The organism is Plantactinospora mayteni, from assembly GCF_016862935.1.
Lineage (GTDB): Bacteria > Actinomycetota > Actinomycetes > Mycobacteriales > Micromonosporaceae > Plantactinospora > Plantactinospora mayteni.
The window spans coordinates 1-22,307 of the sequence record NZ_BONX01000030.1 but is presented as its reverse complement, the minus strand read 5'-3'; the positions used below and the strand labels follow the sequence as shown (position 1 = coordinate 22,307).

General features: G+C 72.0%; 19 protein-coding genes. 11 read left to right on the top strand and 8 right to left on the bottom strand.

Translation table 11 applies throughout. From position 1 onward, the window contains the following. Positions 1-58 precede the first annotated feature (58 nt). A complete protein-coding gene (locus tag Pma05_RS21960; RefSeq protein WP_203859336.1) occupies positions 59-1,273 on the bottom strand; it encodes an acyl-CoA dehydrogenase family protein in 1,215 nt (404 codons plus the stop codon). A 93-nt stretch (positions 1,274-1,366) separates the two neighbouring features. Then, positions 1,367-1,819 carry an SCP2 sterol-binding domain-containing protein gene (locus Pma05_RS21955; protein WP_203859335.1) on the bottom strand — a complete coding sequence of 151 codons (453 nt, stop codon included), beginning with the start codon at positions 1,817-1,819 and terminating at the stop codon, positions 1,367-1,369. Between the two features lie 96 nt (positions 1,820-1,915). Here Pma05_RS21955 and Pma05_RS21950 point away from each other — a divergent pair, with 96 nt between their 5' ends. Next, positions 1,916-2,563, top strand: coding sequence for a TetR/AcrR family transcriptional regulator (locus tag Pma05_RS21950; RefSeq protein WP_203859334.1), 648 nt, complete (start codon positions 1,916-1,918; stop codon positions 2,561-2,563). 202 nt (positions 2,564-2,765) lie between these two features. Here Pma05_RS21950 and Pma05_RS21945 read toward each other — a convergent pair whose 3' ends face one another. The 3 genes from Pma05_RS21945 to Pma05_RS21935 form a co-directional block, all read right to left on the bottom strand. After that, entirely contained in the window at positions 2,766-3,638 is an 873-nt protein-coding gene (locus tag Pma05_RS21945) for a pectate lyase family protein (protein ID WP_203859374.1), read from the bottom strand. Positions 3,639-4,069: 431 nt separating this feature from the next. Beyond that, entirely contained in the window at positions 4,070-5,014 is a 945-nt protein-coding gene (locus tag Pma05_RS21940; RefSeq protein ID WP_203859333.1) for a MaoC/PaaZ C-terminal domain-containing protein, read from the bottom strand. Next, entirely contained in the window at positions 5,014-6,423 is a 1,410-nt protein-coding gene (locus tag Pma05_RS21935; protein ID WP_203859332.1) for a 3-oxoacyl-ACP reductase, read from the bottom strand. The genes Pma05_RS21940 and Pma05_RS21935 overlap by 1 nt, the downstream gene beginning before the upstream one ends. 57 nt (positions 6,424-6,480) lie before the next feature. Here Pma05_RS21935 and Pma05_RS21930 point away from each other — a divergent pair, with 57 nt between their 5' ends. The 3 genes from Pma05_RS21930 to Pma05_RS21920 all read left to right on the top strand — a co-directional run bounded on the left by Pma05_RS21930 (position 6,481) and on the right by Pma05_RS21920 (position 9,108). Next, positions 6,481-7,779, top strand: coding sequence for an acetyl-CoA C-acetyltransferase (locus Pma05_RS21930; RefSeq protein WP_203859331.1), 1,299 nt, complete (start codon positions 6,481-6,483; stop codon positions 7,777-7,779). Positions 7,780-7,866: 87 nt separating this feature from the next. After that, a complete protein-coding gene (locus Pma05_RS21925; protein ID WP_203859330.1) occupies positions 7,867-8,433 on the top strand; it encodes a hypothetical protein in 567 nt (188 codons plus the stop codon). 3 nt (positions 8,434-8,436) lie between these two features. Further along, on the top strand, positions 8,437-9,108 hold the full coding sequence (locus Pma05_RS21920) for a nucleotidyl transferase AbiEii/AbiGii toxin family protein (RefSeq protein WP_203859329.1): 672 nt from the start codon (positions 8,437-8,439) through the stop codon (positions 9,106-9,108). Here the strand turns inward: Pma05_RS21920 and Pma05_RS21915 are convergent. Both Pma05_RS21915 and Pma05_RS21910 read right to left on the bottom strand, forming a co-directional pair. Next, entirely contained in the window at positions 9,061-9,771 is a 711-nt protein-coding gene (locus Pma05_RS21915) for a hypothetical protein (RefSeq protein ID WP_203859382.1), read from the bottom strand. The genes Pma05_RS21920 and Pma05_RS21915 overlap by 48 nt on opposite strands. Before the next feature lie 50 nt (positions 9,772-9,821). After that, positions 9,822-10,394 (bottom strand): hypothetical protein, encoded by a 573-nt coding sequence (locus Pma05_RS21910; RefSeq protein WP_203859381.1) that lies wholly within the window; start codon positions 10,392-10,394, stop codon positions 9,822-9,824. A 638-nt stretch (positions 10,395-11,032) separates the two neighbouring features. Between Pma05_RS21910 and Pma05_RS21900 the strand changes: the two genes are divergently transcribed. The 5 genes from Pma05_RS21900 to Pma05_RS21880 all read left to right on the top strand — a co-directional run bounded on the left by Pma05_RS21900 (position 11,033) and on the right by Pma05_RS21880 (position 16,706). After that, the gene (locus Pma05_RS21900; protein ID WP_203859328.1) at positions 11,033-11,581 is read left to right on the top strand and encodes a UTRA domain-containing protein; all 549 of its coding nucleotides are present in this window, start codon (positions 11,033-11,035) and stop codon (positions 11,579-11,581) included. Between the two features lie 14 nt (positions 11,582-11,595). Then, entirely contained in the window at positions 11,596-12,318 is a 723-nt protein-coding gene (locus Pma05_RS21895; RefSeq protein WP_203859327.1) for a GntR family transcriptional regulator, read from the top strand. Positions 12,319-12,596: 278 nt separating this feature from the next. After that, entirely contained in the window at positions 12,597-13,175 is a 579-nt protein-coding gene (locus Pma05_RS21890; protein WP_203859326.1) for an ArsR/SmtB family transcription factor, read from the top strand. 2 nt (positions 13,176-13,177) lie between these two features. After that, positions 13,178-14,596 (top strand): MFS transporter, encoded by a 1,419-nt coding sequence (locus Pma05_RS21885; RefSeq protein WP_203859325.1) that lies wholly within the window; start codon positions 13,178-13,180, stop codon positions 14,594-14,596. Positions 14,597-14,714: 118 nt separating this feature from the next. Continuing rightward, complete coding sequence (locus Pma05_RS21880; protein WP_203859324.1) at positions 14,715-16,706, top strand: ABC transporter permease family protein; 1,992 nt, start codon at positions 14,715-14,717, stop codon at positions 16,704-16,706. A gap of 98 nt (positions 16,707-16,804) precedes the next feature. On the opposite strand, the gene Pma05_RS42675 is transcribed toward Pma05_RS21880, so the two are convergent. Continuing rightward, positions 16,805-19,246, bottom strand: a complete 2,442-nt coding sequence (locus tag Pma05_RS42675; protein WP_239312831.1) for a sigma-70 family RNA polymerase sigma factor — start codon at positions 19,244-19,246, stop codon at positions 16,805-16,807. A 346-nt stretch (positions 19,247-19,592) separates the two neighbouring features. On the opposite strand from Pma05_RS42675, the gene Pma05_RS21870 reads away from it, so the two are divergent. Together Pma05_RS21870 and purB are read left to right on the top strand one after the other, a co-directional pair. Further along, positions 19,593-20,618 carry a hypothetical protein gene (locus Pma05_RS21870; protein WP_203859323.1) on the top strand — a complete coding sequence of 342 codons (1,026 nt, stop codon included), beginning with the start codon at positions 19,593-19,595 and terminating at the stop codon, positions 20,616-20,618. A 177-nt stretch (positions 20,619-20,795) separates the two neighbouring features. Further along, positions 20,796-22,220: an adenylosuccinate lyase gene (gene purB, locus Pma05_RS21865; RefSeq protein WP_203859322.1), complete on the top strand. Its 1,425-nt coding sequence runs from the start codon at positions 20,796-20,798 to the stop codon at positions 22,218-22,220. The last annotated feature ends 87 nt before the right edge of the window (positions 22,221-22,307 follow it).

Genomic DNA, 22,307 nt, shown 5'->3' with positions numbered 1-22,307 from the left:
CGTACCGCGTCCGGGTCGCCCGGCCCTGCGTCTCCGAGCCCGGAAAGGGCCGGCCCGGTCAGCGGATCTGCCGTCCCGAGATGGCCCGGGAGATGACCAGCCGCTGGATCTCCGAGGTCCCCTCGAAGATGGTGTAGATCTTGGCGTCCCGGTACCAGCGCTCGACCGGGTGCTCGCGGAGGAAGCCGGCGCCGCCGAGGATCTGCACCGCCTTCTCGGTCACCGAGACCGCCACCTCGCCGGCCTTGAGCTTGGACATCGAGCCCTCGCCCGCGCTGAACGGGCGGTTGTTCCGCCCCATCCAGGCGGCCCGCCAGACCAGCAGCCGGGCGGCGTCGATCTCCATCCGCATGTCGGCGAGCGAAAACGCGATCGCCTGGTTCTCGACGATCGGCCGGCCGAACTGCACCCGCTGCTGGGCGTACGCCAGGGCGTACTCGTACGCCGCCCGGGCCACCCCGATCGCCTGCGCCCCGACCGTGGGCCGGGAGAGTTCGAAGGTACGCATCGCCGCCTGGCTGTTGCCGCGCTGGCCGGAGCGGGCCCGGTCGAGCCGTTCGCGCAGTGCCTCGCGCCCGCCGAGCAGGCAGCGGCCAGGCACCCGTACCTCGTCGAGGAAGACGTCGGCGGTGTGCGAGGCGCGCAGGCCGAGCTTCTTGAGCTTCTTCGTCGCGGTCAGCCCCTCGGTGCCGGGCGGTACCACGAACGCGGCCTGGCCCCGCGAGCCGAGTTCGGGCTCCACCGAGGCGGTCACCACGTGCACGGCAGCGATCCCGCCATTGGTCGCGTATGCCTTCTGCCCAGTCAGCACCCACTCGTCGGTGGCCTCGTCGTAGCGGGCCCGGGTACGCATGGCGGAGACGTCGGACCCGGCCTCCGGCTCGGTGGTGCAGAACGCCGCCACCGCCGGCCGGTCGGGGTCGCCATAGCACTGCGGCACCCATTCGACCAGTTGTTCGGGGGTGCCGGAGCCGTAGATCGCGGCCACTGCCAGGGTGGTGCCGAAGAGGGCCAGGCCGATCCCGGCGTCGCCCCAGAAGAGTTCCTCGTTGGCGAGTGGCAGGGAGAGGCCGGTCGGGTCGGCCCAGCAGTTCGCGATGAACTCGAAGCCGTACAGCCCGATCTTCGCCGCCTCCTGGATCACCGGCCAGGGGGTCTCCTCGCGGGCGTCCCACTCGGCGGCGGCCGGGCGCACGATCTCGGCGGCGAAGCCGTGCACCCAGTCGCGCAGGTCTCGTTGCTCTTCGTTCAGGTCGAGCGAGAACTCGGTCACGCCGTCCCCTCGTCGCAGCTCGTCGGGTCGGTCTCGTCGCAGTTCGTCGGATCGGTCCGGGGCGCCGGCTCGGCCGGCGCCCCGGTGCCGGGGTCAGGACTTCGGGATGTCGAACAGGTTGGCGATGTTGGCCGCCAGTCCGAGGTCGCCCTTTGCCTTCAGCTTGCCGGTCATGAACATCATCACCGGGTTGGCTCCACCAGAGACGATCTTGAGGAACTCGACCGGGCCCATCGTGAGGGTGAGCTTCGGGTCCCGCTGCGGGGTATCCGAGACCTGGCAGGTCGCGTTCTCGATGACGATCTCGTAGGTGTCGGAGCCGCCGTCGGCCCGGCCGGTGATGGTCCAGTGGATGACCGTGTCGGTGTTGCCGGCCCGGTCGGCCCGGAACAGCGTCGGCATCCGGCCGAACACCGTGCCGAGAACCGTGCCGCGCAGGTCGCCGCTCATCACCTCGGCCAGCTTGTCGTCCGGGGTGGACTTGACGATCTGGGCGAACTCCTTGGGTTCGAGCGAGGCGAGGTTCGCCGGGTCGAAGTCGGTCATGCGGGGCCCTCCGGGCTGCTGGTGACTGGCGCTGTTCGGTCGACGCTATTGGTTACTCATGCGTAACCTTACGCACGAGTAGGTAAGCTCGCAAGGGTGTCGACTCCGCCCGCCTTCCGACGACTGCCCCGGGCCGTACGCGAGCAGCAGATGCTCGACGCCGCGGTCAAGGTCTTCTCCCGACGTGGCTTCCACGGGGCGAGCATGGACGAGATCGCAGACGGGGCGGGCATCTCCAAACCCATGGTCTACGCCTATCTCGGGTCCAAGGAGGAGCTTTTCATCGCCTGCCTGCACCGGGAGGGGACCCGGCTGGTGGAGGCGATCGTCGACGCGGTCGTACCGGGTGTGCCGTTCGAGGAGGGGCTCTGGCGCGGGCTGCGGGCGTTCTTCCGGTTCGTCGGGGCGCACCGGGACGGCTGGGCCGTGCTCTACCGGCAGGCCCGGGGCGAGCGGCCGTTCGCCCGCGAGCTGGCCGCGATGCGGAGCCGGATGATCGAGGTGGTCGCCGGGATGCTCGGCCGGGGCCTGGCCGCCGACGGCCGCGAGGTCCGCGCGCCCGAGTTGGAAGTCATGGCGTACGCCCTGGTCGGCGCCTCGGAGTCGGTTGCCGACTGGCTGGCCGACCACCCCGACGCCGATCCGGACGCGATGGCCGGCCGGATGATGGACTTCGCCTGGACCGGCGCCGGCAACCTGCTCGCCGGCCGCCCCTGGCGACCCCCGTCCACCCCACCGGACTGACGCTCACGCCCTCCTCCAACTCCTGCCGCACAGGGTGTCGGTCTCATCTGAGTGGGGGGTGTCAGATCCGCGCCCGGGGGCGACGGGGACGGTGCCCCGATCACCCCGCGTATGCCGTGCGGGTGCTCCGGTCCGGTGGGACCGGAGCACCCGTCCACGTCGCCGGTGGCGCGGGTCGGATCGGCCGACGCCGTGCCGACGGTCAGATCTTGCCGGTGCCGGCGCCGCCGGTGACGATGGACTTCACGTTGGCGGCCGGGTCGAGGCTGTACCCGTACGGGATGCCGTTGACGCTGCCGCCGGTCTGGCCGGAGCCGGAGTTGACGAAGTGGTTGTTCCGGGCGACCAGGCCGCCGACCGGCGAGCTGCCCTCACCACGGTGGTACGGGTCGCTGACGTTCTCGAAGTAGTTGCCCTCGACGAGGACGCCCGCGTTGCAGGTGGAGGCGACGCCGTAGCCGCCGTTGCCCCGGTAGAAGTTGTTGTAGACGTGCACCGGGTTGCCGAACCGGACCCGGGGGTGCCGCTGGTTGGAGCCGTCGAACCAGTTGTGGTGGTACGACACCCGCAGCCGCCCGACGTCCTCGCCCGAGTTGCTGTCGGAGTGGCCGAGCAGGAACGACTTGTCGTGGCTGAAGACCCGGTTCCAGGAGACGGTGGCGCAGTCCGAGCTTCGCTTGATGTCGACCGCGCCGTCGCTGCCGTTGCTGAAGTTGTTGTGGTCGATCCAGACCCGGGTCGAGTACTGCACGTTGATCGCGTCGTCGCTCCAGTTCCGGAAGTTGATGTTCCGGATGATGACGTTGCTGACGCTGGCGACGTTGAGCCCGCCGCCGGTGATGGCCGCGCCGCTGCCCACACCGATGATGGTCTTGTTGGCGGCGACCTTCTGCATGCCGCTGATCGAGATGCTGGCGTTGACGCGGATGACCCGGGCACCGCTGGCCTGCATGTTGCTGATCAGGCCGGCGGAGTCGGTGACGGTCACCGCCGAGGCGCTGCCGCCGCCGGTGGTGCCACCGCACTGGGTGCCCCAACCCTCCAGGTTGAACGAGGCGGCCGACGCGCTGGGCATGGCGACCAGGGAGGTGGCCGCGAGCGTGGCGGCGGTGGCCGCGGCGAGCAGCGGGACCCGGCTGAGCCACCGGGTACGGCGGGTGGTGGTTTCGGTGCTGGACACAGGGAACCTCCGAGCGGAAGTGGTCCACCCCGGCAGCCGAGTCGCGGGTGGGACGCGGACGCCGCCAGCGGTGGGTGGACGGTGCGGCCGGCGGGTCCGGACCGCTACCGGGACGGGTGCTGGAAAGCGCTTTCCAGCATCAAGCGAAGACTATCGATGGCCATCCGTCGTGTCAACGACAAACCTCGATGTTTGTTCCGCCCTGTCGGGCTTGGCCCGAGAGCGTGATCAGTCCGGATCACCCTGGTCAGAGCCTGGGGCGCCATCACCCGGATCAGAGCTGGGGCGCGGTGCGCCCCGATCAGAGCTGAGGGCGGTCGCCCGGGTCAGAGCTGGGGTGCCGTGACCTCACCGAGCAGGTAGGGCCGACCGCGCGACGGGTCGTGCAGCCCGAAGCTCCAGTCCGGGGTGGCGGAGAAGGCCACGGTGCCGGGTAGCGGCACGGGCAGCTTGAACCCCACATCCACGGTGTACGCGTCGGGCAGCCGCCCCTCCAGCGCCGCCAGGCAGCGCGCCTTGCTCCACATGCCGTGCGCGATCGGCCGGGGGAAGCCGAAGAGCCGGGCGGCGATCCGTGAGGTGTGGATCGGGTTGTGGTCGCCAGAGACCCGGGCGTAGTCCCGGCCCACCCGGGAATCCACCCGCCACAACCCGGTCGGGGCCGGCGCGGCCGGTCGGTCCGTGGAGTCGCGCCGCTCGCCCTCCGTTGGCGTACGCTCCCGCCGCAGGTACGTCGACACGCCGCGCCACACCACCTCCCCGTCGACCGAGGCGGTGCAGACCACGTCGAACTGCCGGCCCCGGTCGTGCGGGCGCAGGTCGACGGCGCGTACCGCCAGGTCCAGCGGCTCCACCGCGTCCATTCGGCGGTACGTGCTGATCCGGTTCGCCACGTGCACCAGGCCGACCAGGGGCAGCGGGAACTCCGGCGCGCTCATCAGGCGCAGCGCCAACGGAAAGGCGAGTACGTGCGGATAGGTCGGCGGCAGCGCGTCCGCGAGCCGGAACCCGCACACCCGGTCGTACGCCGCCAGGTGGTCCCGGTCGACCGCGACCGCCCGGACCAGCAGTTCCGTCTCGGGGAGCCGGTCGGCCCGCCGGGCCGGCCCGAACCGTGGGGCCAGCCCGATCGCCGCCCGCCGGTAGAGCGGCCCGGCCGCCGGCAGCGCCGCCAACTCGACTCCGGCCGTCTCCGGCGCGCTCCCGGGGCCGTCCGGCGAGCCCTCGGTGGCGTCCGGCAATCCCTCGGTGGTGTTCGGCTGGTCGGTCATCAGGCCCCCAGCAGGCTCTGGCCGCAGACCCGGACCACGTTGCCGGTGACGCCGGCCGAGCCGGGCGAGGCGAACCAGGCGATCGTCTGCGCGACGTCGACCGGCAGGCCGCCCTGCGCCATGCTGTTCATCCGCCGGCCGGCCTCGCGGAGTGCCAGCGGGATCCGGGCGGTCAACCGGGTCTCGATGAAGCCCGGCGCGACCGCGTTGACGGTGATGCCGCGCTCGGCGAGCATCGGGGCCATCGACTGCACCAGGCCGATCACCCCGGCCTTCGAGGTGGCGTAGTTGGTCTGGCCCCGGTTGCCGGCGATCCCGGCGATCGAGGAGACCGAGATGAGTCGGCCGCCGCGCGGGATCAGCTCGCGGTCCAGGAGTACGTCGTTGATCCGCTCCTGGCTGGTCAGGTTGACCTCCAGCACCGAGTCCCACCAGTCCGGGGTCATCCGGCCGAGCGTCTTGTCCCGGGTGATCCCGGCGTTGTGCACCAGCACGTCCACCCGGCCGTACCGGTCGGCCAGGTGGTCGGCGAGCCGCAGTGGCGCGTCCGGCGCGGTCAGGTCGAGCTGCACCGCCGTACCGCCGACGGCGTTGGCGACCTCGGCGAGCGCGTCCCCGGCCGCCGGTACGTCCAGCGCCACCACCCGGGCACCGTCGGCCGCCAGTACCTCGGCGACCTTCGCCCCGATTCCCCGGGCGGCCCCGGTGACCAGGGCGATCCGGCCGTCGAGCGGGCGGGCCCAGTCGACCTCCGGCACCTCGGCCGGGCCGATCCGGACCACCTGCCCGGAGACGTACGCGGAGCGGCCGGAGAGCAGGAAGCGCAGGGTCGACTCGACGGCCCGCTCGGCACCCGGCGCGACGTAGACGAGCTGCGCGGTCGTACCCCGGCCGAACTCCTTGCCGATGCTGCGGGTCAGTCCTTCGAGGGCGCGCTGTGCGGTCGCCTCCCGGGGCGTGCCGCAGGACTCCGGCGGTGTGCCGAAGACGATCACCCGGCCGGACGGATGCAGCGCCCGGGCCAGCGGGTGGAAGAAGTCGAAGAGCGCGCGCAGCCCGGACGAGTCGGTGATGCCGGTGGCGTCGTAGAGCAGCGCGGCCTGCGGCGGCACTCCTCGGCCCGCACCCTCGGCCGGCCCGGTCGCGGCGGTGGCCGGGTCGGTTGTGGTGGTGGCCGGGTCGGTTGTGGCGGTGGATGAGTGGGAGATCTCGACGCCGGCCGAGGTGAGCAGCTTGGCCAGCGGTTCGACCAGCCGGCCGCCGGAGGCGGCGTCGAGGCGTACCGGGGCGGTGGTCAGCGGGTCGCCGGGGCGGTGGCGGCGCAGCTTGGGCGGGTCGGGCAGGCCGAGGCGCTTGACCAGCGCCCGGCCGGGACCGGTGTGGGCGAAGCTCGCGTACCTGTCACTCATGCCCGTAGCCTACCGGCGGGTAGGGTAGGAACAACCCTGCGTTCTGGAGGCGTCACCATGGAAGCCGTAGCCGTACGTCGCGTCGCGGTCCTCGGAGGCAACCGGATCCCGTTCGCCCGCTCCAACGGGCGGTACGCCAAGGCATCCAACCAGGACATGCTGACCGCCGCCCTGGACGGGTTGATCGCCCGGTTCGGCCTGGCCGGCGAGCGGCTCGGCGAGGTGGCCGCCGGTGCGGTGCTGAAGCACTCGAAGGACTTCAACCTCACCCGTGAGGTGGTACTCGGCTCCCGGCTCGACCCGCACACCCCGGCGTACGACCTCCAGCAGGCCTGCGGCACCGGCCTGGAGGCGGCGATCCTGGTCGCCAACAAGATCGCGCTGGGCCAGATCGAGGTCGGCGTCGCCGGTGGCGTGGACACCACCTCGGACGCGCCGCTGGCGGTCAACGAGGACCTGCGGCGCACCCTGCTGGAGATCAACGCCGCTCGTAGCCTCGGCGGTCGACTGAAGGCCGCCGCCCGGCTGCGTCCGGGCCAGCCGTTCCGGCCGGAGATCCCGCGCAACGCGGAGCCGCGTACCGGGCTGTCGATGGGGGAGCACGCGGCGATCACCGCCCGGCGGTGGAACATCGAGCGGCAGGCCCAGGACGAGCTGGCGGTCCGGTCGCACCAGCGGCTCGCCGCCGCGTACGACCGGGGGTTCTTCGACGACCTGGTCACGCCGTACCTCGGGCTGACCCGGGACCAGAACCTCCGCCCCGACACGAGTGTGGAGAAGCTCGGCGGGCTGAAGCCGGTCTTCGGCACCCGGGGGCCGGAGGCCGAGCGGGCGACGATGACCGCCGGCAACTCCTCGCCGTTGACCGACGGGGCGTCGACGGTGCTGCTCGCCTCGGAGGAGTGGGCCAAGGCGCACAACCTGCCGGTACTGGCCTGGTTCGGCCCGTCGGCGACCGCCGCCGTCGACTTCGTACACGGCGACGAGGGGCTGCTGATGGCCCCGGCGTACGCCGTGCCCCGGCTGCTCGCCCGGTCCGGGCTGTCCCTGGCCGACTTCGACTACTTCGAGATCCACGAGGCGTTCGCCTCGCAGGTGCTGGCCACCCTGGCCGCCTGGGAGTCGCCGGAGTTCTGCAAGGAGAGGCTGGGCCTGGACGCCCCGTTCGGCTCGATCGACCGGGCGAAGTTGAACGTCAACGGGTCGTCGCTGGCCGCCGGGCATCCGTTCGCCGCGACCGGCGGCCGGATCGTGGCGACCCTGGCCAAGCTGCTCGCCGAGCGCGGCTCGGGGCGTGGACTGATCTCGATCTGCGCCGCCGGCGGCCAGGGCGTGGTAGCGATCCTGGAACGCTGAGTTTAGCCGCCGCCCATTACAACAAAACCCGACTCTTGAAGCCGCGAAAGGCTAGCATGCTTGGCCTAGCTTGGTAGGCTGGCGGACGTGGGACGGTTTTCCGAGGATGATCTGCGCGCGGTCGTCGACAGGTACGTGGCGACCAGGACCGCCGCGTTGACCGAGCGGGATGAGCAACTGCGGGCGTTCCACGCGGCCGGCTGGCGGCCGGTGGACCTGCAACGGGTCACTGGGTACAGCCGGGAGACGATCCGCCAGGCACTACGGCCGGAGATCCGACGGGCGACCAACATCAGTCGGCGTAAGACGGCAGCCCAGCCGCCGGCGGACTACCGTCCCTACGGTGACCGGAAACCCTACGTCGTGGCCGAAACCCTGGCCGCGCTGAACGGCCCAACCGAAGGCATGGTCGTGCTTCCGCATCATCTCGACTGGTCCGGTCACGCCGAGTACGACCTGAGCAGGCCCGCACGCCTGGCCAGCATGTACAAGGTGGTGCTCACCGAAGCGAGCGATGTTGACGACCTGAACACCTGGCTCGACGCCAGCCTCCTCCTGCGGCTCTGGCCGTCCCTCTGGCTGCCACCCGAGTTGCGACGGCGCTGGGAGGCAGCCTTCCCCGAACTCGCAGCGACCCGCGTGAACGCCGCATAACGGGTGGACCCCTTCCACGATCGCCTCGCTCGCACCGGGCTCGCGGCCTCTCGTCAGTACGGCTTCGCCCTTGCCGGCGGATACGCGGTCCAGGCGGCCGGCCTTCTTGAACGGCCCAGCGAAGATGTCGACCTGTTCACCGCCTGGGACCGCCGCGACGAGTTCGCCACCGCGGTCACCGCCATCCTGCGCGCCTACCGCGCCGACGGCCTGACCGTCGGAGTCGAGCGGCAGTACGACACGTTCGCCCGGCTGACGGTCACCGATGGGCTGCGTCTTTCCAAGGTCGAACTCGGCGTGGACTGGCGTGCCAACGAACCCATCCTCATGGCCGTTGGACCGGTGCTGCACCCCGATGATGCGGTCGCGAACAAGATGAGCGCACTTTACGGGCGAGCGCTCGCCCGTGACTTCGTCGACATCGACGCCACGCTCCAATCCGGCCGATACACCCACGAAGCTGTGCTCAACCTCGTCGAACGCGCCGATCGCGGTTTCGACCGGCATGTCTTCGCCGACGCTCTTGGGCAGGTCAATGTGCTCGACCCTGATGACTTCGCCCAGTACGGCGTGACGGGTCAGGGGCTGGACAACCTTCGCAGCCGGTTCACCGCATGGCGCCGCGAACTACTCGACGGGAAAGATCCTGCCCGACCTGACGGGTCCGTCGACTGATCGCTGACCCTGGCGGTAGTGGCCGAGGTAGTCCCGGACCGGCGTGGAGAGTTCCGTCCAGCCGAGCTCGGCGCCGACGACCCCGTACCAGGCGAGGTTCTCCACCCAGAACCGGTAGACGAACGACTCGAAGTCCGGGGCGACCACCAGCAGATCGGCGGCGGCCTCGTCGGCACCGACCTGTTCGGCGTCGTACTGGAGGCCGCCGCAGAGCACCCGGTGCCCGCCGTCCGGCAGCAGGTGGAGGTACCAGTGGCAGCAGCCCTGCTGGTCGTTGAGGAACCGCACCAGCTCGCCGCCCTCGTCGAGCGAGCACGGCACCGCTGTCTTCGACAGGCCCCACCAGCAGGCGGTGCAGGACGGTACCGCGGCCAGCAGCTCCGGCCTGCTCATCAAGGTGGTGAAGGCGGCCGGCAGGTTTGGCCCAAGCGCCGGCAGCACGGTGACGGCCTCGATCGGTCTCATATAGTCGATCTCGATTCCCCAGCCGATGTCACTGGCCTTCGGATCGATGATCGGCACTTGGGCCAGCCAGCCGAAGCTGCCGTCGAACCATTGCGTCGGTAGCGGAGGCAGGCTGCCGAGCTCCTGGTAGCCGTAGGTGTCGTCGACCTTCCGGTAGTCACCGAGGTCCGTGCCCACCCATCCCCACCCCAGACGCATGCCGAGGACGGTAGCGGTGAGCCATCCTGTCCGTCCGACGGCCAGCCCAGCTACCCGGTGGGCGATCCACCAGGCCAGTCCAGAAAGCGGGTACGCAGCTCCTCGGGCGACAGGTCGGGCAGGTCTGCGGCCGCGAGTGCCGCGTACCGGCCGAGGTGGCTGAGCAGCGCCAGCCGATTGTGCTGGTACCGGCTCAGGAATCGTGCCTGCTGGGCGGGACATGGCCACTCCTCGCCGCAGCCGGCGCAGGTCCAGTCCGGGCGCCTCGGGAGGTGTGCCCGCCGAGGGCTGGTCGTGCCGTCGAAGGGTGCTGGTTGTCGCCGATCGGCCGGTTGTTGCTGGTCGGCTCGTCGTCCGGCTGGGTGTGCGGCTCGGCGTGACAGTGGACCCGGTCGGACCGTCACGGCGTCGAGCCGGACGATGACGCGTCGCTGGCGCAGTCGTACCCCGTCGGGGTGTTGTAGTTCGACCCCGCGCAGGTGGAGCCAGAGGCCGTCGGTGTGTCGTTCCCGGCGGCCCAACTCGATGACCTCCAGGATCAGTCTGCCGAGGCCGAAGCAGTAGTAGCCTTCGGCGACCTCCAGGATGTCGCCGACCCGGATGTCGGGCAGCCGGGTACTCACTCTTCGCGGCGGTGGCCGTCGCGCCGAGGCGCCGTCGCCAGGCGGCGGTCAGCAGTGGCGCGGCGCGCGGCAGGGATCGGCGGATGGTGCTGAGCCAGCCCTGCCAGCCGCCCGATCGGTGCTTCGCGGGTTCGGTGAGGACCTGCCGCCCCAACTCCACGAGGCGCTTCGCTGCGGCGTTGGCCGGTCGGCAGGGTCCGGGCGTCAGGCAGACCGGGCAGAGCCCGGTCTCCTGGTCGAGTACGTGCGCGCGAGCATGTCGTACGCGGCCAGCGCATCGGCCGCGTCCCGCTCGGCAAGGCTGCTGGACAGGTAGACGGTCATCGGCTCGCCTCTCGTCACCTCGACGTGGACGTACGGCGACCCCGGCGAGCCGGACCAGATCGTGGCGCGGAGAGCCGTATTGCCGTACGGCCCGGGTGGCGTCAGCTCACCGTTCGGGGCGCCGTACGCCCACCAAGCGGGCCGGTATGGCTGTCGGGTCAGTCACCGGTCGCCCTACCTCAAGCCTTACTGCCTTTCGAATAGGGTAGCAAGGATCACTCTTGCTGAACGATCCGGAAGGGTGGGGGTTGGGCCTAGTCTGTGACGGGTGTTCGGGCTGCGTGTCGGCCGTGGCGGAACCACAGGAGTCGGTCATGGAGAGCTCGGAGTGGGTCAGCATCTCGACCCCGTACCTGACGCCGCGGTCGAGCGGGGATTCGGACGCCTGGAGCGCGGAGGCCGCAGCAAAGGGCGGTGTCGGCAGTCAGCGCCTGCTGGGAGTGAGCGAGATCGTGCCAGGGCCAGAGGTCGCGGAGGCCCTGGAAATCGATCTTGGATCTCGGGCTGTCGTGCGTCGTCGTTTGGTGTTGTTCGATGACCAGCCGGTCGAACTGACGGACTCCTACTATCCGTTGTCGATCGCGCAGGGAACCGCGCTTGCCGAGCCTCGCAAGATCAAGGGTGGCGCGATCACGCTCCTCGGCCAACTGGGCTACCTTCCCGTGCAGGTGCGGGAGGACGTGTACACCCGGCAGCCGAGCGAGTCGGAACGGGCGACGCTCGGGTTGGACGATCATGAGTGGGTACTCGGACTGAGCCGGGTGTCGAAGACGGCTGATGGGCGGCCGGTCGAAGCAAGTGTGATGACGATGGTTCCCTGGGGCCGCCGGCTACGTTATGAGTTGTCGATCGACCGACGATGAACGGAGGGGCCATCGTGGCCAGCGCGGGTGACGGACGGCCTCGTCACGAGCAGATAGCGGCCGACATCCGTGCCCAGATCATGGCGGGTGAGTTCCCGCCCGGCACGCAGTTGCCGTCGATCCCAACGCTGGTGGCGAGATATCAGGCAGCGACCGCGACCGTTCAGCGCGCTCTCGGCGCGTTGAAGGCAGAGGGCTCCGTCTACAGCGAAACCGGCCGGGGCGTGTACGTGCGGGATCGGCAGCCGCTCGTGGTGGAGGCTGCCGCCTACATCACGCCTACCCAGGGTGGCTACGAGTACCGCCTGATCGACGTTGCCGAGGTTGTGCCACCCGGCGAGGTCGCGCAGGCACTCGACTCCGGCGAAGACTTGGCCGTCATGCGGCATCGGCTGCTGCTCCGAGGTAACGAGCCGGTGGAGCTTTCCTGGTCGTACTATCCGGCCACCATCGCCAGGGGCACGGAGCTGGCCAGGCGCCGGAAGATCGCTGGTGGTGCCGCTCGGGTGCTGGCGGACAACGGTCACCGGCAGCGGGATCTGCACGATCGAATCTCGGCGAGGATGCCCACCACCGAAGAGGTCGAGGCGTTGGCGCTGCCGCCGTACGTGCCGGTCATCCGTCAGTTTCGCGTGATCCGCGACGAGTCCGGCCGCCCGGTCGAGGTGTCGATCCTGATCAAGGGCAGCCACCTGCACGAGCTCCAGCACCGCCAGGACATCCCGCCGGAGAGCTGACGCCGGGATCGGTGACCTGGACACCAGATGCGCTAACCGTGCGGCGTACCGCGTCTGGTGTCCAGGTCGTGGTCGTCGGCATGGCCAGGTGGCGGCGTCAGCGGATGCGGATGCCGCTGCGGATGCGGCGGGAGCCCGAGCGGGGCAGCTCGACAGTCTCCGTGGCGGGCACGGCCAACCCGGATTGCGCCGACGCGCATCACGCGTCCAGTGCTCGCCGGGCACCACTCCCAAACAAGTGTTTGATAGTTGGGGTGGTGTCTTTTACACTCCCAAACATGTCTTTGGGAGTTGGCGAGCCAGAGCACGAACCGGACGGCGTCGAGGAGGTGCCGGATCCGACCGTCCGGCTTCGGGCGCTGGCTCATCCGGTACGGATGCGGATCCTTTCCCTGCTCACCGCGTCGGCGTTGACGGCCGCCGAGACCGCCCGCGAGCTGGACCTCACCCACGCGAACGCCAGCTACCACCTGCGGCACCTGCTGGCTGCCGGCCTGATCGTGGTGGCCGGCGAGGAGCGCATCCGGGGCGGCGCCGCCAAGCGCTACCGCTACGACCCGGCGAGCCAGCCCGACCGGCCCCCGTCGGCGCTGGCCGCCGGCCCGGCCACCCCCGAGCACCGGCTGCTCTACGACGCGCTCGCCGCCGAGCTGCGCCGCCGAGCCCATTACCTGCGGCGCGGTCCGGGCAACTTCCTCACCGACGCCGAGTTCTGGGTCGACCCCGAGACCTGGGACGAGATCCGGAACACGATCGCCGAGGCGTCGGCCCGGCTGCACCACGCCGCCCGGCCGGCACACACCCCGGGCACCCACCGGGTGAGCACCACCGTCGCCCTGTTCCGGATGGAGGACTGATCGTGGGTACCTGGGACAGCGCCCTGGCGCCGCTGCGGCACCGGCCCTTCCGTTATCTGGCGATCGGTCGGGCCGCCACCATGCTCGGCAACGCGGTCGCACCGATCGCGCTGGCGTTCGCCGTACTCGATCTCACCGACAGCGTGCGCGACCTCGGCCTGGTGGTCGGCGCGCGGTCGCTGACCCACGTGGTGTTCCTGCTCTTCGGCGGCGTGTTGGCCGACCGGCTGCCCCGGCAGGCGGTGATGGTGGTCTCCTGCACGCTCGCCGCGCTCACCCAGGGAGCGGTCGCGGCGCTGGTGCTGACCGGTACCGCGACGATCCCGGCGCTGGTCGCGCTCGCCGCCCTGAACGGCGTGGTGGCCGCCTTCGCCTGGCCGGCCGCCGCCGCGCTGGTGCCGCAGACCGTACCGGCCGAGCTGCTCCAGTCGGCCAACGCGCTCAACCGGCTCGGCATCAACGCCGCGATGATCGGCGGCGCCTCGCTCGGCGGTGTGCTGGTGGCCGGCGTCGGACCGGGCTGGGGCCTGCTGGTGGACGCCACCACCTTCGCGCTGGCCGGGCTGGCATTCGCCCGGGTACGCGTGCACGCCGTCGCCGACCCTCGCGCCGAGCGGGTCAACCCACTCCGCGAACTGCGCGAGGGCTGGACCGAGTTCGTCGCCCGCTCCTGGGTCTGGGTGGTGGTACTCGGCTTCCTGTTGATCAACTTTGCCTACGCCAGCTCGGTCAACGTCCTCGGCCCCGACGTGGCGGACGACACGATCGGCCGACCCGCCTGGGGCGTGGTGCTCGCCGCCCAGACCGCCGGGATGGTGGCCGGGGCGCTGGTCGCGCTCCGGATCCGGGTACGCCGGCTGCTGCTGCTCGGTGTGGTCTGCATGTTCGCCGACGTACTGCTGCTGCTCGGGCTCGCCTGGGCACCGTCCGTCGCCGTGCTGGTTGTCGCCGCCTTCGTCGCCGGGTTGGCCGTCGAGCAGTTCTCGGTCGCCTGGGAGACCTCGATGCAGCAGAACATCCCCGCCGACAAGCTCGCCCGGGTCTACTCGCACGACGCGCTCGGCTCGTTCCTGGCGATCCCGCTCGGCCAGATGGCGATCGGTCCGGTGGCGGAGCACATCGGCACCGAGTCCACACTGCTGGTTGCCGCCGGCATCGTGCTCGTCGCGGTACTCGGCATGCTGGCCGATCCCGGCGTACGCCGGCTCTCCGCCGAGCTTCCGGCTGCGAGAACGGCTTCGGCTACCGGAGCGGCTTCGGTTCCCGCTTCGGCTTCCGCTCCGGTACCCGCCTCCGCTTCCGGTCCCGCTGGCAGCCCGGTGTCCGCCACCGGTGCGGCTCCGGTTGTCGGGCCACCGGCCGCCTCCGAACTGGACGGTGGGCCGGTGGGTGCCGGCCGCGCGGGCGGGCTGGCCGACTGACCCGGGATTGCCGGAATCGGCGACTCCTGGGCAGAAGGTGCGGCGGTTCTTCGCATTTGTCGCCGACGGCCGGTACGGTCGCGGTGGCCGGAAAGTCGAGCGGCGGGGGGCGTGTGCGATGGGCTATCCAGGGCAATCGCCCGGGACGGGGCAGGTTCCGCTCGCGGGGCAGTATCCGGTCCGGCAGGCCGGATCCGGCTCGCCGGGGCGGACGTTGCTCGGCCTGGCGCTGTTGGTGCCGGCGCTGGTCGCGCTGATCTGGTCGTACGTCGTACCGACCGTCTCCACCGCAGTGACCAGCTTCCGGCACGAGGACCTGATCCGGGAGTCCCGGTCGGCCGGGGTGGAGAACTATCAGACGGTCTTCGAGGAGGGGTTCCTCGGCCAGTTGGGGTTCGCGCTGCTGCTCGGTCTGCTGCCGCTCGCCTTCGCGTTGCTGGTCGCGCCGTTGCTGGCGATGGTCGCATCCCGCGCCGGCCGGCTCGCCCGGCTGCTCACCCGGGCCGTGCTGGCCGTGCCGATCGCCGGGTACGCCCCGGTCGCGGTGTTCCTCGGCTGGCGGCTGTCGCTGATCGAGTCGGATTCGTTCGGGGACTCCAGGCGGTTCGGGCTGACCTGGATGGTCGCGGCGACCTCGTTCGGACTGGTGGTGGCGGTCGCCGCGACGGCGTACCTGAGCGCGCTGCGGCAGCGGGAACCGGGCCGCTGGCCGACTCCGGCCCTGCTCACCGTCGGTGGGTTGGTCGGCCTGGCCGTGCTCGCCCTGTCCCTCCAGATCTTCACCGCGCCGGCGCTGCTCACCGGTGGTGGACCGGCCGGGTCGACCGTGACACCGGTGTTCGGGGCGATGCAGACCAGCCTCACCACCTTCCGGCTGGGACTGGGCGCGGCCAGCTCCACGCTGCTGCTGCTCGTACTCGGCGGGCTCGGGCTCGCGGCGACCGGGTTGCTGCTGGCCAGCCGTACCCGGATCGAGTTCGACGGTTGGCGGGACAGCCCCGCCGGGCCGGCGGCTCCCGCGCGCGGCACCTCCGCTCTCCCTCTCGGAGTCGTCATCGCGGCGTTGGTCGTCCTGCTCGGCGTCTTCGGCTGGGCCTCCGCGCCCTGGCTGCGACACGCCTTCACCGGGGCCGACCTGCCCGGCGACCTCAGCACGGCGGAGGTACTCGTCAACACCTGGCTGCCGCCGTTCGTCTCGGCGCTGGTGTCGGTCGGGCTGGCGGCGGTGGCCGGCTTCGGCATCGGGGCGCTGCGCCCGCTCGGCCGGTGGAGTGAACTGCTCCTGCTGCCGTTCGCGCCGTGGCTCTTCGTCGGCCTCGGTCCACTGGCCGTCGCCGGTTTGAAGCGGGTCGTCGAAAACGACCAGGTCAACACGTTCCTCGGGCTGATCCCGCCGGTCTGGCTCAGCGTACCGGCGCTGTTCGTCTTCACCCTGCTGTTCCGGGGGCAGCAGCCGAAGTGGCGGGCCGGCGGAGACGTCGCCCGTACCCTGCTGCTGCCGGCGCTGCCGATGCTGGCCGCCGCGTTGCTGGTGACCTGGCTGTTCAGCGCCCAGCAGCCGCTGTGGGCCCGTCTGGTCACGCCCGGGCCGGAGAACGCGTCCGCCCCGTTGCTCGCCGAGATGCTGGTGGGCCTGCAGGGCAACACGGAATCCGGCCCCCTGAGCCTGATCCTGCCGCTGCCGCTGCTCGTGGTGTTCCTGCTGGCGTTCGCCGGGCTCCAACTCGGTTACCTGGACCGGCTGGCGATCCGGGTGGGCCGGTCATCCGCCGGACCCGACGTGCCACAGTCCGCTCCGTCGCCGCACGTCGGTTTCGGCGACCAGCCGGTACCCGCCCAGCCGGTACCCGCCCAGCCGGTACCCGCCCAGCCGGTACCCGCCCAGCCGGTACCCGCGCAGCCGTACGGCCCGCCGGCCCAGCCATACCCGCCGGCCGAGCCGTACGGGCCGCCGGCCGAGCCGTACGGAGCGCCATCGTCGCCGTACGCACCACCGCCGGCCCAGCCCGGCCCGTACGGGCCGCCGGCCGAGCCGGCCCAGTCGTCGCCGGCCGAGCCGCCCCGGTCGGCGCAGCCTGAGCCGCCGGCGGTCGGAGGGAAGGCGGAGTAGCGCCCAGATCGGTGACCTGGACGTGGAGGGCGCTACCGGTCCCCGGTAACGCATCTGGCGTACAGGTGACGGTCGTCCGGCGATGGCGGCGGCGGTGGCTACCCTGCCGGCACCTTGGCGCTGATCGCGATCGTGCCGAGCAGCCAGGCGTCCCGGTCGGTTCGTGCGGTGACGACGGCGGGGCGGTCGCTGGGCAGGCGGGTCCGGAGCACCCGCGCGTCCGTACCGAAGGTGTTCCAGCCGGCGGCCGTCCCGTCGGCGCGGCTGGCGGCGGTGTTGTCGGGGTTCGCCTGGTCGGCCGGGCCGGCGTTGATGTCGAGCCGGTCGCCGACGATCGCCCGGTCGGTCTCCCAACCGACGAACCCGATCTGGGCGTCGGCCCCCGGCGTACCGGGCAACGGAACGGACGCCGAGCCGCCGGGGCGGAGCATGACCGCGCCGTCGAGTACCGCGACGGTCCGGGGCGGGCCCCCGTCGGCGACGACGGCCACCAGGCTCCAGCCGCCGAACGCGCCGATCCCGCCGACGAAGGCGCCACGGTCGAGCCCGACCCACCAGGTGCCGGAGTCGGCGGTACGGGCGATCCGGGTCACGTCGGCGAACGCCTGGTAGCCGCGCCGCCCCGCCAGGCTGGTCGGGAAGGTGTCGACCCGGGAAGCCCGGACGGGGCGGTAACGGCTGCCGCCCGGCGTCCGTACGTATGCCGTCGGGCTGGCCGGCGGGCGGCCCGTACCGGCCCAGTAGAGGCCGGCCCAGACGACCCGGCCGGTCGGTCTCACGGTGGCGCCGCTGGCCATTCCGCCGTCCGGTGCACCGGTCGGTGCACCCGGCGCGGCGTACCGGGTCATCAGGTAGTGGCCGTTGTCGACCCGGCCGAGGGCGGGGCGACCGGCCCGGGCCGCCCGGCAGGTGGGGTCGAGGTCGGGGCAGGAGAGCAGCGAGTTGCCGGCGGCGACGAGCCGGGCCGGCACCGTACCGGCGAAGACCGCCGAGAGGCCGGTGTCGGCCACGGCGAGTTGCGCCGAGCCGGTCTGGGTCGGCAGGCCGGGCGTGTCGAGGGTGATCCGCACGGTACCGCCCTGGGCGGTGCCCGCGACCGTCACCGGCAGGTACGCCGTGCTCGACGACGCCGGGCTCAGCGGTCCGCGCCGGCAGGTGCCGGATGTGCCGGCGGTGCAGGTCCAGCCGTCCCCGGCGGCCCCGGCGCGCAGCCGGATCCCGCTCGGCAGCGTGACCCGGGTGCTGAGCGGACCCGTCGGGCCGACGAGTCCGGCCCGGAACGTCCCGGGTAGCCGTCCGCCGCCGCCACCCGGCGCGCCCCGGTGGGTGACCGTCATGGACAGCATCGCGGACCGGCCCCGGACCAGCGTGCCGACCGGCGCCAGCGCGACGGCCACCGCGCCGGGCCGGCCCGGGCCGGCGGCGCCGGGCGAGGTCCCGCCCGCCGCGCCCGGCCCATCCGGCCCGTCTGACCCGTCCGGTGGCTGACCGGGGACGGTGCCGGGGGCGGTCGGGGTGGGGTCCGACGGACCGGGGGTGGGCCCGGTGGTCTGCCCCGGATCCTGCGGCCCGACCGGGGGTACCGGGGCCGGCTGTTCCGGCCCGGCGACCGGCCCCGGGCTGCCGGTGAGGGCCAGCGCGACCGCCGCCAGGGCGACGAGTACCAGGCCGGCCGCGACGAGTTGGCTGACCCGGCGACGGGCCATCCGCCGGACGCGGTTCCACAGCGCGGCCGGAGCGCCGGTACCGGTGCTGAGGTAGCCGCCGGCCGCGCTGGTGCCGACCACGGCGGGCGCCAGGACGGCGCCGAGGCCCGCGTTGACGTCGCCGAGTTCGACGAAGAGCAGGTGACAGGCCCGGCACCCGGAGAGGTGGCTCTCGACGTCGCCCTTCTCGCGCCGGGACAACCCACTTCGGACGTACGCGCCGAGCCGGTCGGCGACCCAGCGACAGGTGTCGTCGGTACGCGCGGCGGCGTGCTCGCGCAGATAGTTCTGGCGCAGCCGTTCCCGGGCTCGGTAGGCGAGCGCGGAAACCGTGTTGGGGCGTACCCCGAGCAGGCGCGCGACCGTCGCCGGGGGATCGCCCTCCACCTCGGTGTGCCAGAGCACCAGGCGCCACCGTTCGGGCAGCGCGGCGAAGGCCCGGGCGACCATCGCCTGTTCCAGGTCGCGCACGGCGGGGTCGGTGAACGGTTCGCCGGGATCGTGGCCGGCCAGGTCGTCGACGAGTTCGATCCGGCGGGTGCGGCGGGTCTCGTCGTAGAAGACGTTGCGCACGGTGGTGAGCAGGTAGGTGCGGAAGGCGGCCCTGGGCCCGAGCCCACCACGCAGTACGGCGAGGACCCGGGTGAATGACTCCGCCACCAGTTCATCCACTTCGGAGGGACGGGAATCCAGCGTACGGGCCAGCCGGCGGGCCGCCCCCTCGTGTCGGCTGTAGAGGGTGGCGTAGGCGTCGGTGTCGCCGGCCCGGACGGCCCGGATCAGTTGAAGGTCGCTCCGCGCGTCGGCGGCAGCGCTGTCGTGGTCATCCGCCATGTCCTGCCAAGTCCTGAGGTGTGGTCGGTCCATCGTGGGCAGTGCGGGCGCGGGGGCTCGGTCGTGCTCCTGGCTCAGCCGCGATCCTGGACTCAGGCGCGATCCTGGCGCGACCGTGCTCCCGGCTGCTCCGTACTCCGGGCTGGTCCGCTGCTGGTTCCGCGGTCTCGTCGGCGGGACCAAACTACCAACAGCAAGTGGCCAAGGGCAGAAGGTGAAGGATTGTTTCCGATCTTTCCGAGCGGACCACCCGTTTTGCCGCCTTTGTTCCGGCCGTCGTCACGGTGCTCGGCAATCTCCGTCTAGACGAGAGGAACTGCCGCGACGGATGGAGAACTGAACCCGGATGGATGACGAACGCCGACTGACCCCGACGGCGGCGCACCGCCGTGCCCGGGCCATCCACCGCTTCCGCACCGAGGCGGTCGTCCTGCGCGAGGCGTGGCGGGCGGCGGCGCTGCGCCGCTCTCCGGAGCGGACCGGCACGTGGTGGACGCCTGCGGTCGACAGCCTGACCAGGGCCATCGCGGAGACGCGCGATCCACGGCCGGCCTGCGCCCGACTGGGCCGGGCCAGGGCCGCCGCCGGGATGGGCGTCGACGACACCCTCGCCGACCTCACCGCGCTGTACCGCCAACTCCCGGCCGGCGAACCCTCCGCCCACCTGGTACGCACACTGTGCGACTCGTGGACCGCGGTGACCCTCGTCCCGGACCACGCGGCGGCCTGTGTCGGCACGCTGCCCCGGCTGGGCAGTGTCGGCCAGCTCCGGGCGGTACTGAAGGAGATCGCCCGGCGCGCCTGCCGAGCCGGCATCCCGCTCGGCAACCGACACGTGCTGCTCGTCGCCGACCTCGCCGCCGAGTCCCCACCAACCGGTGCGGCCGAGCCTCCGTCGGCCGGCGCCGCCATGCCGCCGCTGCCCGATGCCGCAGACTCTCCGCCGGACGGTGCGGCCATGCCTCCGCCGGCTGGTGCCGTCGAGCCTCCGCGGGGCGGTGCTGCGATGCCGCCGCTGGCCGGTGCGGCCACGCCTCCACCGGACAGTGCCGACGAGCCTCCGGCGGCCGATCCGGCTCCGCCGGCCACGGAGTGCGGGGACGAGCTGGCGATCACGGCGGAGTCCGTACTCCGGGCCCGGGTGGCCACCCGGTTCCGGGCCACCTTTCCCGACGGCGAGCCGATCATCCGGCTCTGGCCTGGCGGCTACGTCGTGCCGACCAGCGCCTCGGCCGAGCTGGCGCACCGTACGGTGGTGCTCTCTCGCGGGCTGGCCCGGATCGGGGTCGGCACCGCGCGGCTGTGGTGCCAGGACCTCCCCGACGACATTCCCGCCACCGAGTCGCTGTTCCGGCACCTCGCGGAGGGCTGAGACACCCGGCAGGGCGGGACAGCTCCGCTCGGCCGAGACGGGTCAGCTCCCCGTGGCACGAGGCAGCTCCCGGTGGCACGAGACAGCGCAACATGGCACGGCACAGCTCCCGGCGGCACGAGGCAGCTTCCGGTGGCCGGTAGGTCGACCGGTCGCGGGATGGTCGAGAATGGCGGGGTGACCAGCATTCCCAATGTTCTCGCCAACCGTTACGCCTCGGCCGAGCTGGCCGCCCTCTGGTCCCCGGAGGAGAAGATCCGGATGGAGCGCCGGCTCTGGCTGGCCGTACTCCGGGCGCAGCGCGATCTCGGCGTGCCGGTGCCGGACGGGGTGGTCGAGGCGTACGAGCGGGTGTTGGACCAGGTCGACCTGGCCTCGATCGCGGCCCGGGAGCGGGTGACCCGGCACGACGTGAAGGCGCGGATCGAGGAGTTCAGCGCGCTGGCCGGGTACGAGCAGGTGCACAAGGGGATGACCTCCCGGGACCTGACCGAGAACGTCGAGCAGCTCCAGATCCGCGCCTCGCTGGAGCTGGTCCGGGACCGGGTGGTCGCCACCCTGGCCCGGCTGGCCCGGCTCGCCGTCGAGCACGCCGACCTGGTGCTGACCGGCCGCTCGCACAACGTCGCCGCCCAGGCGACCACGCTGGGCAAGCGGTTCGCCAGCGCGGCCGAGGAGCTGCTGATCGGGTACGAGCGGCTGACCGACCTCGTCGAGCGCTATCCGCTGCGCGGCGTCAAGGGGCCGGTCGGTACCGCCGCCGACCAGCTCGACCTCTTCGACGGGGACGCGGCGAAGGTGGCCGAGTTGGAGCGCCGGGTCGCCGAGCACCTCGGCTTCCGCCGCGTACTGGACAGCGTCGGCCAGGTCTATCCACGCTCGCTCGACTTCGACGTGCTCTCCGCGCTGGCCCAGACCGCCGCCGCGCCGAGCAGCCTGGCCACCACCATCCGGCTGATGGTCGGGCAGGAGCTGGCCACCGAGGGCTTCCGTCCCGGCCAGGTCGGCTCCAGCGCGATGCCGCACAAGATGAACACCCGGTCCAGCGAGCGGGTGAACGGCTTCGCGGTGATCATCCGAGGCTACCTGTCGATGGTCGGCGAGCTGGCCGGCGACCAGTGGAACGAGGGCGACGTCTCCTGCTCGGTGGTGCGCCGGGTCGCGCTGCCGGACGCCTTCTTCGCCGCCGACGGGCTGTTCCAGACCTTCCTGACCGTGCTGGACGAGTTCGGCGCGTACCCGGCGGTGATCGCCCGGGAACTCGACCGCTACCTGCCGTTCCTGGCCACCACGAAGATCCTGGTCGCGGCGGTGCGGCGCGGGGTTGGCCGGGAGACCGCGCACGAGGTGATCAAGGAGCACGCGGTCGCGGTGGCGCTGGCGATGCGGGAGAAGGGCGCCGCCGAGAACGACCTCTTCGACCGGCTCGCCGCCGACGGCCGGCTCGGGCTCACCCGGCCCGAGATCGACGAGTTGGTCGCCGAGCGTGCCGGCTTCACCGGGGCGGCGTCCGCGCAGGTCCGGGCCGTGGCCGACCGGATCGCCGCAGTGGTCGCGGCGCACCCCGAAGCCGCCGCGTACGACCCGGCACCGATCCTCTGAGCCGCCTGTCCTCTGAGCCGCCTGTCCTCTGAGCCGCCTGTCCTCTGAGCCGCCTGTCCTCTGAGCCGCCTGTCCTCTGAGCCGGCG

Bases quoted from the DNA above. Each gene is read 5' to 3' on its own strand.
- Pma05_RS21955 (WP_203859335.1), bottom strand. From the start codon at position 1,819: ATGACCGACTTCGACCCGGCGAACCTCGCCTCGCTCGAACCCAAGGAG.
- Pma05_RS21945 (WP_203859374.1), bottom strand. From the start codon at position 3,638: ATGCCCAGCGCGTCGGCCGCCTCGTTCAACCTGGAGGGTTGGGGCACC.
- Pma05_RS21940 (WP_203859333.1), bottom strand. From the start codon at position 5,014: ATGACCGACCAGCCGAACACCACCGAGGGATTGCCGGACGCCACCGAG.
- Pma05_RS21935 (WP_203859332.1), bottom strand. From the start codon at position 6,423: ATGAGTGACAGGTACGCGAGCTTCGCCCACACCGGTCCCGGCCGGGCG.
- Pma05_RS21930 (WP_203859331.1), top strand. From the start codon at position 6,481: ATGGAAGCCGTAGCCGTACGTCGCGTCGCGGTCCTCGGAGGCAACCGG.
- Pma05_RS21915 (WP_203859382.1), bottom strand. From the start codon at position 9,771: ATGCGTCTGGGGTGGGGATGGGTGGGCACGGACCTCGGTGACTACCGG.
- Pma05_RS21900 (WP_203859328.1), top strand. From the start codon at position 11,033: ATGGAGAGCTCGGAGTGGGTCAGCATCTCGACCCCGTACCTGACGCCG.
- Pma05_RS21890 (WP_203859326.1), top strand. From the start codon at position 12,597: ATGTCTTTGGGAGTTGGCGAGCCAGAGCACGAACCGGACGGCGTCGAG.
- Pma05_RS21880 (WP_203859324.1), top strand. From the start codon at position 14,715: ATGGGCTATCCAGGGCAATCGCCCGGGACGGGGCAGGTTCCGCTCGCG.
- Pma05_RS42675 (WP_239312831.1), bottom strand. From the start codon at position 19,246: ATGGCGGATGACCACGACAGCGCTGCCGCCGACGCGCGGAGCGACCTT.
- Pma05_RS21870 (WP_203859323.1), top strand. From the start codon at position 19,593: ATGGATGACGAACGCCGACTGACCCCGACGGCGGCGCACCGCCGTGCC.